This window comes from Shewanella sp. SM101, assembly GCF_025654465.1.
GTDB classification, from domain to species: domain Bacteria; phylum Pseudomonadota; class Gammaproteobacteria; order Enterobacterales; family Shewanellaceae; genus Shewanella; species Shewanella oncorhynchi.
Genome location: NZ_JAKKRH010000077.1, coordinates 1 through 11911 on the forward strand (window position 1 = coordinate 1; position 11911 = coordinate 11911).

Below are 11911 nucleotides of genomic sequence, written 5' to 3' on the forward strand. Positions count from 1 at the left end.
GGGGAGGTCAACACGCTGCTGGAGGCCCATATTCAACAGGTGGAAATGCGTGTGTCCGCGCTGTTGCAGTTAAAACGGCACTTGGTTGATTTGCGCGAGAAGTGTTCTGGCTCTCGATCTGTAGAGGCGTGCGGCATTTTGCAAGGGTTGGGCAATTGCAATTGCCATGGCGAAAGTGCCACGAACAGTCAAACATCTGGGTAAGTAAGGGCTTAGCGTGCTTTATTTTCCGTTTTCTGAGGCGACCCCTCTTAGCCCGACGATATTGGCCTTTAAGCTTTTCCAGCAACTCAATAAATAAGTCACTGGTCTTGCGCTCGCCACCTACATAAACGATTTGCCCTGTCTGGCCGTGTAATGCTCCCGCCAGATAATGTTTCTTGTTCTGTCCTGGTGTTGCTACCTTACGCTGTTCGCCACGGAGCCCCCAATCTGCACCGATTTTAGGATTCAGATGGATATCCACTTCATCCTGGTAAAACACCGGGTGGTCAACACTGTTATCTGCCAGCGCCTCCCGGATAGCCGCCAGTTTCTCCTTTTTATCCGGGTCTTGGATATAAAGCGTTGGCGCAGCTCGCCGCCAGACAATTCCTGCTTTGGGCAACCAGCGTCTGATTGTTGAACTGTGGATCTGAATGTTGCATAACTTGTTCAGTAACAGCGCAAACAACTCAGTACTCCAGCGTGAACGCTGATATCCAAGCGTCCTTGGCGTGTACTTCAGCAATATTTTCAGCACGCCACAGATAAAATCCCGATTCTGCCTAACGGGGCGACCAACGCCTTTAGTTTTTAGACCATCAACACCGGCAACGTCATACCATTTCAACCAGCGGTTAAGCGATGAGCGGCCAGCTTGCAGTAGGCTCGCAACCTCTGACTTGGTTTTACCTTTCAACACCAGCAAGACGGCATTCGCACGGCGGCAAAGGTCTCTATCTCGTGTTTTATGAATAATTTTCTTTAACCTGCGCGTTTCAGCGCCGTACAAAAATGCTATTTTGTTCATACTCAATGCGTTTGTGGGTTTGGTTTGTTTGACGACTGATCTGATCGCGCAAACCGCATTGAGTTCCCTTACCTGAGTGATCTACTATTTCGCACAGTTATTTAGTGACAAGCCCGGAGTGGTTGAAGGTCTAAAACAAAGAATAAGGGCTTACAACTTTAGTAAACAAAGGACGTCATCAATAGCAGTGATATAAAAAGTTATCTTTGCCGCCCCGATAAGGCTTTACGGGGCGACTAAGTCTCACCCAACCGACAATTCCGATAGTTTCAGAATAAGCTTTGAGTTTTCTAAGATTGGAATTACTACACCACAGCACGTACTCGAGATACTACAAATAGCTTTTTGGTAGGACCGATACCGAATAAATATCCATAATACATCAGGAGAAACTTTTTTTAATTTTCTGTAACCGGTCATAAATCAGTGGCGGATAATTTGCATGATATTCACCACACTCTGGGCAATGCTCTTGTTTTAGGTACGCTTGATTGTCGAGATCTTGATAAGGAAAAACGCTGAAGAGAAGTTCGTGCTGCATAAGCGTTTTATAAAAACTCTTATGATAAGGTGCAATCTCGCTGTCTTTGATTTTGTCGAAATATAGGTCAACGCTGTTCAAAATGCTCATAATTTCTTTAACCCCGTCGAACCTTAAAATGTCGTCATCTTTGTGAATATCAACATCTAAGCTCTCTAGATCCTCAATGAAACATTTAATCGCTCGCCGGGAATGCAAAAGGATCATTTGCGACTTGCCATCAATCATCTTTTCCTGATCGTAGCTAAAATTTTTAATGTTTCTTTCGACGAACATATAAAGTTCGTGAAGCTGATTCAACTCGTGCCTCAGTTGCTCCTTCGTATATTCCTTTTCGATTTGCTGATGGAGGATGCCATTAGCGTCAATCTGAGCTTTTAACACCAGAAAGAGAAGCACTGAACCCAGAATTTGTAAAAATGGGCTTGAAATACCTCCAAGAGCATCTCCTATTTCGCCATAACCTTTCAAATATTGCAGCGGAAGAAGAGGTGCAAACAAAGGGATAAGCAGGCAAGCCGCACCACCAATGACTATGACCCAGAAAGCTATTTTGGTAACAGGAGAGTTATAGATATTCATTTTTACACCTTTTCAGAATTTTCTTTTCTGTACGCGCTAGGAGTTTTGCCAATTTTTTTCTTAAACAACTTTTGAAAGTGTTCATGTGCCGGATACCCAATGGCTTCACTCACTTCGGGAACAGACTTACCGGATTCTTTAAGCAGCTGCTTTGCTTTTTCAAGCCGACAATAGGTTAAATAATCAAGAGGTGTCATGCCTGACAGCTCCTTAAATTTGACGCTGTAGTTCGTACGCGACATCCCCGCAATCCCGGCGAGATCGTCAAGACCCCATTTTTTATCGAGACTATGATGAATAGCTTCCAAGGTTTTGCTGAGTTGCGGATTTTCGATCAGTTTGAAGAATCCAGCATTTTTATTGGATTTGTACATGTGGATTCTTAACGCTTGCACGAAGATAATTTCGGTCAGCTTTCTGACTAACGTGTTGCTTCCAGGAAGCCCTGATTTTGCTTCCTGCTCTATAATACTTAAAAGCATGGCAAGCCAAGGCGAGTGGGAGTTATCAGCACTCTTGATATGCACGACATTTGGCAGCGAATTTAAGAATGGATGATCGGGTCCGCCATTAAAACAAAAATGTCCGCAAACGACGTTGGCTTTGAGCTTGCTCTGATCACCGTATTCCAAAACTTGAGCTTCGGTGAGGTTGGCTTTAGCTCTAAATTCGACCGCAGGCTCGGCCTTGATTTTTGGTGCACTGGCCATGGTGTGCTCCATCCCTTTGAAAAAGATCAAAATATCGCCCTGCTCCGCCAATGCTTTAAGTTTAAGTTTTGGCACCTCATACCAAAACTCGCCATGAGTCACGATGTGAAATCTCGCTAGATTCTCTTCCTGCGGGAGGCTGATGCCCCAGTCTCCCGCAAATGAGGTTCTATACCAGTAGCTGCTAGTAAGCTCTACCTTATCTAAAATTTCACTGAGAACATCCATATATAGCTCCTACGTAAACTGTCCAATAGGTCATGTTATACGAACTATTGAACATATTATATCTATTTTACATGCTGTAAAGTCAGTCTAATCAGTAAGTGGATGAAAACTAAGGAGGCTTTATGAAACTAGATTATGTGATCGTTGCCGGAGGGTGTTTTTGGGGTCTCGAAGACCTCCTTAGGAGTCTGGACGGTGTGACGTCAACGAAGGTGGGCTACTCTGGCGGAGATTTTGATGATCCTACCTACGCCGATATTATAACAGGGAAAACGGGGCACGCCGAAGCGGTTCGCGTGGAATACGACCAAGACGAAATATCTCTCGAAGAGATTCTACATTACTTTTTCAAAATCCATGATCCGACTACGAAGAATCGCCAAGGAAATGATGTTGGCACTTCGTATCGCTCGGCAGCGTTCTATCGTGACGATGCACAGAAAGCGATTATCGAAAACGTGATTGATGAGGTCAATGAGATCGGTCGCTTCGAGAATGAAGTGGTCACGACCGTCACCCTGGAAAAAGAATTCTACGACGCTGAGGCATATCACCAAAACTATTTGCAGAGGAATCCCAGCGGATACTCTTGCCATTTTGAAAGAGACTAAATCATGAACCAAATGAACGAGGAAAAAATGAAAGCACTTAAGAATGTTGTTATTTATACGAAAGACCATTGTCCATTTTGCGCACGCGTGAAGAATTACCTAACTGCTGAAAAGGTCGATTTCAAACAAATTCGCGTAGACGACGATCCGAAGACTTACCTGGAGTTGAAGGAAAGAACAAATCTCCAAACTGTACCGCAAGTTTTTGTGGATGGAGAATTCATTGGTAGTGCTACAGACTTCTTCTCGTGGATTGATAGCTAAAGAGTGAACCCTAAAATAAAGGAGCAAATATATGTTCAATTGGAAAAGCATTTACAACTACCTGGATAACGGCACTCCCGCGCCTCCCAAAAAAGTAGAAAAGAGCGAGGAAGAGTGGAAAGAAATTCTGACGCCAGCGCAATTTCGGGTCATGCGGATGAAAGGCACCGAACGCGCGCACACCGGAGAACTCTGTTCATTTTATGAAGCTGGAAGGTACGCCTGTGTGGGCTGCGACACCGAACTCTTTGACTCGAACCTAAAGTTCGATTCGGGAACGGGATGGCCGAGTTTTTCTGAGCCAGTCGCAGACAACGTAATTCAATATGAACTGGATACGACCTTCGGGCGCAGAATCGAAGTGCTATGCAATGTGTGCGAAGCCCATCTGGGGCACGCTTTTCCAGACGGTCCTGAGCCATCAGGGGTCCGATTCTGTATTAACTCGGAGTCATTGAAGTTTGTAGAATAATTTTTAAATCGAGGGGGTTTATGAAAGTGAACCTTTTGAAAAAAGGAGCCGTTCGTGTTGATTAAGCTGTTCGGTCATAAAGACTGCCATAAAACCAAGATTTACCATTCGTACTTGCAAGAAAAAGGGAGCCAGTTTGTTTTTTTGGATGTTCATGAAGACGACGCGGCTGCTGATGAACTGTGCTCCCTCTATTCGAACGGAAAGCTGAATTTCCCGACAATAGTGGTTGGGACAAAGAAGCTGAGAAACCCCAAGTTCAAGGACCTTGACAGGTGGTTGGAAGCTTCAATGAAATAATGAGTTTTTTAGAATTATTAATAACTTAATAAGCAGTAAGATCAATGATTACAGCAATTTTCCGCAGTTGTGTTACCAAGAAACATGCTGCGGAGTTTTAGCAAAGATACTTCATCAAGCTGGTGTTGGAAAACGTGGTCTTATCGTCGTTTGCACGGCGTGAGGAATGGGAGTGGCTTCAATTTTTGAAAGTTAGGTGAAAAATATGTCGGATCTAAAAATGAATAAAGAAGACGGTGTTGAAAGCTATGAATTTGCAACCCCTGAAGCAATCGAAGAAGCATTGAAAATCGGGAAGCTTAGTCAAACGGTTTTCGGCATGGGTTGCTTTTGGGGACCGGATTCTAATTTTGGAGGGACGCAGGGAGTAGTGCAAACACGTGTTGGCTACGCTGGAGCATCAACTCTGGATCCGAGTTACCGCAACATCAACGGACACGCCGAAGTCGTCAGAGTGATCTACGATAAAGACCAAATCAGCTACAGGGAACTTCTTGGAAGTTTTGAATCATGGTCTGTTCATGGTAGAAAGCAGGGCCAGTATCGCCAGATACTTTTTGTTTTTGATCTGGAGCAAAAACAAGTAGCTGAAGAACTGATTCAAGCGATTGGAAAGGAGAAATCTCCCGAGGTGATTGAGGCCGGAGAACAAAATGGTTATTTTTGGCCCGCCGAAGATTACCATCAAAAGCATCGTCTTCGCAGAAACAAACAGCTTGTAAGTCTTGCAGAAGTAGATTTCGGTCCTCGCTGGGATGAACATCTGTATTTTACTAAATTAAATAGTACCGATAGAAAAGGCTTCAGTCTCTCAAGCTGGCTAAAAAAGTTGTCTCCGGAAATGCAGAAAGCTTACCGAATCGGTTAATCTGAAATTGCAGCTGGCTAAAGAACTCTATTTTCTATATGTAAAGAATGTGACGATCTCCTTCACATGGAGTCCAAGAGAGCATAAAAAATCTGTGTAAGTCGCATTACCCATGTATTTGAAAGGAATAAATAATGCCAATATCAGACCAGCTTATCGACCGAAGCAAGACCTCAGTTTTTATGAGGTCTTGAGATCAGCGCAGCATGAACAGATCTCTTACAGTGTGGCGAACACACTGGTTTGATTGCGGCCTTGGGTTTTAGCTTTGTATAACATCTGATCGGCGACTTCGAGCAACTGCTTTTTGTCGTCAAATAAATCAGCGCTGGCCAAACCTATGCTGACCGTTAATTGTCGTAATAACCACTCATGGTTAGCCACTACCAGCCTTAACTTTTCCAGTGTTTTATTTGCGGACGCTGTGTCTGTGCCTGGCAGGATCAGCACAAACTCTTCACCACCATAACGGGCGAAAAAGTCATAGTTCCTGCTATGGCGCTGAAACAGAGCCGCGACTTGACTCAGTGCCTCATCTCCTGCGGCATGACCATAGCTGTCGTTAAAACTCTTAAAGTGATCAATATCAATCAATGCCAGTACAAAAGATTGTCCTGTTCTTTGCCAGCGAGCAAATTCAGCTTCAAACTTGAGGTCAAAAGCTCTTCTGTTGTTCACCCCTGTCAGCGCATCCGTCATGCTGGTATTATGTAATTGTTCGCCGACTTTTTTCAGCTCCAGTATGGCGATCACTTGTCTGGACAGAGCCTGCAAAGAGCTTATCTGCCGCTGGTTCAGCTGCTTAGGAACATGATCATAGACACAAATAGTACCAATCACTGCACCTTCGGGATCAATCAGCGGCGAGCCAGCATAAAATCGGTAGCCAGGTCCTGAAATCACCATAGCATTGGTACTGAATCTGTGATCTAAAGTAGCGTCAGGGACCACCATTACCGCATCAGGTGTTTCCATTGCATACACGCAAAAGGACTCTTTAATTAATACAGAGGTACGCGAAATACCAACTTTTGCAATTAGATTCAGCTTTGTGTCATCGGTTCGCGTCACCATAGCCACTGGTGCATCACAGATATAACACGCCAGTTCAGTGATATCCCGCAGGTTCTGATCTGCTTCAGCAGGTGCTTTTAGTGTGGTTTCTGCACTAGCTGTTTGAGCTAAACTAAAGGTCATGTACTTCTCCGTTTTTCTACTGCATTTTTCAAAGATCCTGCATAGAAAAATGAATTAAATCGTTGATTTAACTCTAGCATAGATCTGTCAGACTTGAAGTTATCTCTGTAGCAATGGTATTGTTTTGTACAATATTCGCCTGCTTGATTTGAGTTTTAGCTGTATTTATAAACTTTTGGCTTTTCCGGTCGCAGGCTCTATAATTTGCTCGTTTAAATCCAACTCTTCGTCTAACGTCATCTATTTAGTGTGCATGCGGCCTCCGGAGCATTTTCCGTGGCTTATTTTACCGAAGCATCGGGATTGCTAAATAGAGCTGAACGCTGTAATGCGCTTTCGAACTGAGCTTTCCGTAACTTCGGCATTAGTTCATGTACCTTGCTTACTGGATGTTGGTTGACGCGCAGCAGCACGTCCGTCAGATAATCGTAAACGTTAATAGCAGTGTTGACCTTGCTTTGAATGACGCCAACATGCTTAGCACCAAGCTCCGTTCAGCAGAATCACAGCCAGTTTTTCAGTTATCCCAAGTGTCACTCTCAGATTAAAGGCCGCCATACCGGATGTAGTGCCAACAAGAAAACTAAAACACAACTTCGCTGATCATCGCTGAGTGTTTATAAATCGTCTCCCATCACCGGTATCGATAAGCAGATAAGCCTGGTTATGCCATTAGCAGTTCTTGAAGCATTCCTGCTTTCAATGTCGTCAACGTGATCACGATTTGAGTTGAGATAACGACTCTGTTGCTGAAGACTCTCAGTTAATTGCCACTCACCAGATTCAAGAACAGCACCCGCTAACTCGGCACATACTGTTGCAAAACCATAAAGCGCTTGATTATCGCGGGTAAAACGCAGCGGCATCGTCTGGCCTTTTACAAGAAGGGACCATTCCAAAACTCTGTACTTACCTTTTAATCGGTTACTGACAAAAATAGTTATACTTGTACCGCTGGCGCCAACAACTAAAAAGCTCGTGATAGCTAGTCCTATCAGAGACCATAACTCTGGTTTCCCACTTAGTAACAGTGGATTAGGCAAATGACTCCTCAAAACGAGATCAGCACCAAGGGTCAGCGCTGTTTTATACACTGCTTGTTCTAATAATGGAGTTGCATTGACCAGTGACGCAACAGCATCACAACTATAAGGTTCTAGAACTGCCGTAGCTCTCAACCATTCTGTTTCATGGGCAATCGCCAACAAATTTGACCAAATTCGAACCAGTGCCGCTATATGAATGGAGTTTTCATCAGTCAGGACGGTTTGATTAAGCTGCTTATCCAGTTCCTGATGCCAGTATTGGTATTGGCTTGTCAAAAGTACAAACAACTCAGATTGAAGCAACTTATTATTAGTTACCGGTCTTATCCTATTTGACATCTCATTGAATAGTTGTATAAATTTTTTGTCTGCTTGTTGCTCACGCTTTAGCAGATCTTGCTGTTGTTGAAGCATCTGTAAATCGTATTCAATGGCCTGCTTAAAAAGTGTGAGTAAGGAACAGTGTTGTGATGCCCGATCTGGGCTTGAAAAGTCCAACATACACAAAGTACCGAAAGTTTTTCCGCTAGGCCAAAGCAATGGCAGGCCATAGTAATAACTAAAGCCTGCTGCAAATGTTGGGTTATTGTTTTCATATCGGGTACCGATTGCATTTTCAACTAGTAATGGCTGGTTACTGGAAATGACTTGGGAACAATAAGTGTTAAGTGCCAATGGAACAGGTTCACCGCAATAAAAAGTTGGTACTGACACACTGCCAACAGCCTGACAAATTTCGTTTTTATCTAATCGATTAATCAGCACACAAGGCACTTCCGCGACTTGAGCCATCGAGTTTACAATGCCTTGCCAGCGCTCTAGGAGCAGAGCGGTTTCTATGCTCAAATCTACTGCCATTTGTTCCCTCAGTATTTAAATAGTCCCCTTTTGCATCATTCGATCTTGTTTATCTCAGAGTATCAAACAGGAAACAAAGTGATTGATGTCAATCAGGGAATTAGCAGCATTGATGCATTAAGCGGCGCACATACACTCTAAGTAAAGTGCTTAAGTCTGATTATGGCAAGAAATTGTTACTTTGTCAGGGATAGTCAACACTTTATTAGCGAGAGACTTGCTTGGCTGACATTTAAGACAAATCGCGAGATTCCAAATCTGCCACCAACAGTCGGAACTGAGTAACTCACTTGAGCTTTAAAAAGTAAAGCATTGAAATATTTATGGTATTTATACATCCTACCTAGCTCACAGCAGAGTTTAGCATCGTGCATTAATATGACCTTACACTAAAAATACGTACTAGTTGACGTCTATCAAACTCGTTTACGAGATAGTGTAGTGGTCGACAAATTTTGGCCACATCGTTATTGCCTAATAACCGATGCTCTCTTTAAATGCGAAATGAGTAGTGCACGCATTTTTAGCCTTTTGGCAAAACGTTGATGTCTCGAAATTTTCAAGCGCTGTGCCTTGTTTGTTACAGAAAACCTATGTCAAAAGCACAACAGGTGAAAAGAAGGAAAGCATGAGAAATCAAGAGCGTGGTGAGTTCTCTTTGTGTGGTAGAAATTGCGCTGTTAATGCCGGACAGATTTCAAAGCATGGATACACAGTGGTAATTTAATTGATTCATGGTCAACGATCATTAACAGCGATCGTGAGTTTTACTTGATAGTAGGCGATAAGGCAAAAGCGCACTGGGCTAGAGTTGGCGCCGGTGAGGACTTCGATATCGAAGCAAACGAAAGGTTCTATAGTGATGGCAGAACACCGGCTGGCGTGAATACCTCACTCATGGCACATCAAAGACTTATTTTGAGCGTTATGCTGAAAGCGTACAATAAAATTTGCCTGAGTCCGGTGTACGTTCATAATGATTCAGTTTAGCTTCTTGATTGTCATACTATGGCTAGGTTTAAAATGCTCTTTCGACTTTCTTTAAAGGTATTGTGATGAAAAGTATCAGGGTTTTGTTTGTTTGTGTCTTACTTCTTGTATTAGCGTGTATATTTTCCGAGGTTTTCGATCAACATCAAGTTGCACTATGGCTTGCATTTTTCAGCATAATATTAGCCACTCTGAATATAGGGCGTAAAGAAAATTAACCTGAACTCGGGATTATAGGTAATTCGCGGTGAATTTTTCTGCAAGTGAAACTAGTGTGCGTTTATATAATAGTTTGATAATTCTTAATAATGTTTGATCATTTATATAATAGTTTGATATTTTTTGGCTCTTTTGGTGAATGTGCGGATTAAGAGTTAGCACATTTTTGCCCCGCAATGAGCTGGATAGTAAAGTGGAAAAATAAAGGGGAAAAAAAACCAAGAAAACTTGGGTTTTATTTTCCCATAAAATGGGGAACGAATTTTTTTAACTTTAAAAAATTTAGGTCTAAGTTAATCACCTGGTTTGTGATCATGTGGTTTTAACGGCTTATGTTTACTTGGTGTGTTAGTACGTTGTCTTTTATCCGGCGTTCCATCATCATTTTCTCTTTTCGGTCCTGGTTTAATGAACATATGTATACCCATTTGTAATAGTTTAAGTTGTTTATTCACCATTATAATAACCACTTTTTTACTAAAACATAGACTTAAAAATTTAAAAACAGTAAAGAAATTTATTGGTAAGAGGTAGAAATTTAACTATTTGTGTTCATCATTGGCTTGTTTTTCATTTTATCGAATTATTACTCTCTGTTTAAAGCTGGCTTATCGATTAAAAATCTAATCCTAATGTACTATTTCATATAAATGGTTAATGTCTTGAATGTGGTAGCTACTGCCCTTATGACGTTGAATTTAGCCATGTAGAATTTTTTATTCTATGATATCCGATATTGCACAAAGGACTGTTTAGCTCGCATTAGTGACGGTAGCCTTAAATTTTTGCCCTATATTTTTCTCATCTGAACCATCCGAATTAGAGCAAATAATCTAGCACGTTTCAGTCTAAAACTGAGCCCGTGAATCACTCTGGCCCAGACTGATTCACTAAAGCAGTCTTTTCGAGTGTGTGGTATCAACAAAATGGCAAATGACCCTGTGTTGATTACCACATTCTTTATGGTGTACAATGTACACCGTAAAGGTGGCATAAGGATTTTAATTAGTGAGCCATGCTATTGAGTTTGTCGAAACCTCGATCTTTACAAGACAGATCAAGGAACTTGCAACAGATGACGAACTAAAGGATTTGCAAGCAGAGCTTATTGCTCAGCCGGATAAAGGCGATATTATCAAAGGTACAGGTGGCCTACGAAAGGTTAGAATGGCTGTAGGCAACAAAGGGAAGAGTGGCAGTATACGAGTGCTCTATGTTCTTGCTCTGGCCGATAAAATTTACCTGGTACTCGCTTATCCAAAAGCAGTTAAAGATAGCCTAACTGCGGAAGAAAAGGCCAAATTAAAACTAATCGTTCAATCACTTAAAGGAGAGAGCAAATGAGTATATTTAACGAACTTCAAGCCTCCCTTGAAGAAGCGGTAGAAATTCATCATGGTCTCAAAAAGCCCGCTCGAGTAACTCGTTATGAAGTTGCCGACGTTAAGTCAATCCGTGAAGATTTGCTTAAAGTGACACAGGCCGAATTTGCTGCCACGATGGGGGTCAGTGTAGACACTGTTAAAAGTTGGGAAGGTAAGCGCCGCAATCCTGCGGGATTAGCAGCTAAAGTGCTCGCCACGATTCAGCAAGATCCTAAAATCTACGCAGCCCTTGCTGCTCACTAAAATTATTCAAAGGCCCTTCTTGGGCCTTTGAATTCCCCCTATCTGAATCATTACGCGCATCACGTTGGCATTTTGCGCGAGTTTCGGGCTCACGCGCTTTGATCCAAACTCGTGTCAGGCCGAACAGTTCTGGCATGTTTATGCCCCATTATCAGTTAGACCAAATACACTACAGTTTTGAGTTTCAAATCTGTCACAATTTCCTAAATTGCATATCTATTCAACTCATTGACCTCAATCTCAAGCTAAAATAAATAAGGACATTTCTAAAGTCATTTAGGGGTCAGTTATGTGGACGAAAAAAGGCCATCGAACTGGGCAGAAAAAGCCCTTTAAGCTCGAGGATATCTGGCGTATCCGCACTAGACTCGAAATCGAAGGTAAT

The 11911-nt window shown here is 42.4% G+C and carries 11 protein-coding genes and 3 pseudogenes; 9 read left to right on the forward strand and 5 right to left on the reverse strand.

The window, feature by feature from the left end:
- Window positions 1–204 (forward strand): annotated as a pseudogene (locus tag L5M38_RS24500) (Cd(II)/Pb(II)-responsive transcriptional regulator); the annotation flags it as partial.
- Between the two features lie 58 nt (window positions 205–262).
- On the opposite strand, the pseudogene L5M38_RS22955 reads toward L5M38_RS24500, so the two are convergent.
- The 3 genes and pseudogenes from L5M38_RS22955 to L5M38_RS22965 all read right to left on the reverse strand — a co-directional run.
- A pseudogene (locus L5M38_RS22955) lies at window positions 263–1012 on the reverse strand (IS630 family transposase); the annotation flags it as partial.
- 382 nt (window positions 1013–1394) lie between these two features.
- On the reverse strand, window positions 1395–2135 hold the full coding sequence (locus tag L5M38_RS22960) for a hypothetical protein (protein WP_004911216.1): 741 nt from the start codon (window positions 2133–2135) through the stop codon (window positions 1395–1397).
- Between the two features lie 2 nt (window positions 2136–2137).
- Window positions 2138–3073 carry an AraC family transcriptional regulator gene (locus tag L5M38_RS22965; protein WP_002123001.1) on the reverse strand — a complete coding sequence of 312 codons (936 nt, stop codon included), beginning with the start codon at window positions 3071–3073 and terminating at the stop codon, window positions 2138–2140.
- Window positions 3074–3195: 122 nt separating this feature from the next.
- On the opposite strand from L5M38_RS22965, the gene msrA reads away from it, so the two are divergent.
- The 5 genes from msrA (at window position 3196) to L5M38_RS22990 (ending at window position 5588) form a co-directional block, all read left to right on the forward strand.
- Complete coding sequence (msrA, locus tag L5M38_RS22970; RefSeq protein ID WP_069785042.1) at window positions 3196–3684, forward strand: peptide-methionine (S)-S-oxide reductase MsrA; 489 nt, start codon at window positions 3196–3198, stop codon at window positions 3682–3684.
- 3 nt (window positions 3685–3687) lie between these two features.
- Window positions 3688–3948: a glutaredoxin gene (locus tag L5M38_RS22975; protein ID WP_005403706.1), complete on the forward strand. Its 261-nt coding sequence runs from the start codon at window positions 3688–3690 to the stop codon at window positions 3946–3948.
- Between the two features lie 31 nt (window positions 3949–3979).
- Entirely contained in the window at window positions 3980–4420 is a 441-nt protein-coding gene (msrB, locus tag L5M38_RS22980) for a peptide-methionine (R)-S-oxide reductase MsrB (RefSeq protein ID WP_005403705.1), read from the forward strand.
- 54 nt (window positions 4421–4474) lie between these two features.
- Complete coding sequence (locus L5M38_RS22985; protein WP_011711656.1) at window positions 4475–4720, forward strand: glutaredoxin family protein; 246 nt, start codon at window positions 4475–4477, stop codon at window positions 4718–4720.
- A 220-nt stretch (window positions 4721–4940) separates the two neighbouring features.
- Window positions 4941–5588 (forward strand): peptide-methionine (S)-S-oxide reductase MsrA, encoded by a 648-nt coding sequence (locus L5M38_RS22990; protein ID WP_223846397.1) that lies wholly within the window; start codon window positions 4941–4943, stop codon window positions 5586–5588.
- Between the two features lie 219 nt (window positions 5589–5807).
- Here L5M38_RS22990 and L5M38_RS22995 read toward each other — a convergent pair whose 3' ends face one another.
- Together L5M38_RS22995 and L5M38_RS23005 are read right to left on the reverse strand one after the other, a co-directional pair.
- Window positions 5808–6785, reverse strand: a complete 978-nt coding sequence (locus L5M38_RS22995; RefSeq protein ID WP_002119794.1) for a sensor domain-containing diguanylate cyclase — start codon at window positions 6783–6785, stop codon at window positions 5808–5810.
- Between the two features lie 617 nt (window positions 6786–7402).
- The gene (locus tag L5M38_RS23005; RefSeq protein WP_000257537.1) at window positions 7403–8689 is read right to left on the reverse strand and encodes a GAF domain-containing protein; all 1287 of its coding nucleotides are present in this window, start codon (window positions 8687–8689) and stop codon (window positions 7403–7405) included.
- A 2217-nt stretch (window positions 8690–10906) separates the two neighbouring features.
- On the opposite strand from L5M38_RS23005, the gene L5M38_RS23010 reads away from it, so the two are divergent.
- The 3 genes and pseudogenes from L5M38_RS23010 to L5M38_RS23020 form a co-directional block, all read left to right on the forward strand.
- Window positions 10907–11242, forward strand: coding sequence for a type II toxin-antitoxin system RelE/ParE family toxin (locus L5M38_RS23010; RefSeq protein WP_375164308.1), 336 nt, complete (start codon window positions 10907–10909; stop codon window positions 11240–11242).
- A complete protein-coding gene (gene nadS, locus L5M38_RS23015) occupies window positions 11239–11526 on the forward strand; it encodes a NadS family protein (RefSeq protein WP_011074394.1) in 288 nt (95 codons plus the stop codon). The genes L5M38_RS23010 and nadS overlap by 4 nt, the downstream gene beginning before the upstream one ends.
- 289 nt (window positions 11527–11815) lie before the next feature.
- Window positions 11816–11911: pseudogene (locus L5M38_RS23020) on the forward strand (integrase); the annotation flags it as partial.

Bases quoted from the DNA above. Each gene is read 5' to 3' on its own strand.
- L5M38_RS22960 (WP_004911216.1), bottom strand. From the start codon at position 2,135: ATGAATATCTATAACTCTCCTGTTACCAAAATAGCTTTCTGGGTCATA.
- L5M38_RS22965 (WP_002123001.1), bottom strand. From the start codon at position 3,073: ATGGATGTTCTCAGTGAAATTTTAGATAAGGTAGAGCTTACTAGCAGC.
- msrA (WP_069785042.1), top strand. From the start codon at position 3,196: ATGAAACTAGATTATGTGATCGTTGCCGGAGGGTGTTTTTGGGGTCTC.
- L5M38_RS22975 (WP_005403706.1), top strand. From the start codon at position 3,688: ATGAACCAAATGAACGAGGAAAAAATGAAAGCACTTAAGAATGTTGTT.
- msrB (WP_005403705.1), top strand. From the start codon at position 3,980: ATGTTCAATTGGAAAAGCATTTACAACTACCTGGATAACGGCACTCCC.
- L5M38_RS22990 (WP_223846397.1), top strand. From the start codon at position 4,941: ATGAATAAAGAAGACGGTGTTGAAAGCTATGAATTTGCAACCCCTGAA.
- L5M38_RS22995 (WP_002119794.1), bottom strand. From the start codon at position 6,785: ATGACCTTTAGTTTAGCTCAAACAGCTAGTGCAGAAACCACACTAAAA.
- L5M38_RS23005 (WP_000257537.1), bottom strand. From the start codon at position 8,689: ATGGCAGTAGATTTGAGCATAGAAACCGCTCTGCTCCTAGAGCGCTGG.
- nadS (WP_011074394.1), top strand. From the start codon at position 11,239: ATGAGTATATTTAACGAACTTCAAGCCTCCCTTGAAGAAGCGGTAGAA.